A 515-nucleotide genomic window follows, 5' to 3' on the forward strand; every position below is an offset into this window, starting at 1 on the left:
CCTTGAAGCTCGCCTGGAACAGCTCTTCGTTCTCGACCTGGAACCGGTCAAGCGCATCCTTCTCGCGTCCGAAGACCTTCACCAGCGCGTGGCCCGAGAATGCCTCCTCGACACGGGCGTTCAGTCGACCGACCTTGCGCCACTGCATGCCGAAGGCCTTCTGCGACCGCGGTCCGATGATGCCGAAGATCACTCCCATGAGCGGCAGCGTGACCAGGGCCACGAGCGCGAGCTGCCACGAGATCGAGAACATCATGACGAGCACGCCGATCACGGTGAGCACCGAGGTGAGGGCACCGGAGAGCGACTGCTGCATCGTCTGCGTGATGTTGTCGATGTCGTTCGTGACGCGCGAGATCAGCTCGCCGCGCTGCACCTTGTCGAAGTAGGCCAGCGGCAGGCGGTTGATCTTCGCCTCGACGGACTCGCGCAGTCGCCACATGGTGCGGACCATGATCACGTTGATGACGTAGCCCTGGATCCAGGTGAGGAAGGCCGCGGCCACATAGATCCCG

At 63.3% G+C, this 515-nt stretch carries 1 protein-coding gene; it reads right to left on the bottom strand.

Features of this window, described 5'->3' with window-relative positions:
* On the bottom strand, positions 1-515 hold a 515-nt coding region (locus ABY44_RS00175), incomplete at both ends, for an ABC transporter ATP-binding protein (protein ID WP_431640684.1).

It is taken from the genome of Burkholderia sp. ZZQ-2, assembly GCF_050768715.1.
Classification (GTDB): domain Bacteria; phylum Pseudomonadota; class Gammaproteobacteria; order Burkholderiales; family Burkholderiaceae; genus Burkholderia; species Burkholderia cepacia.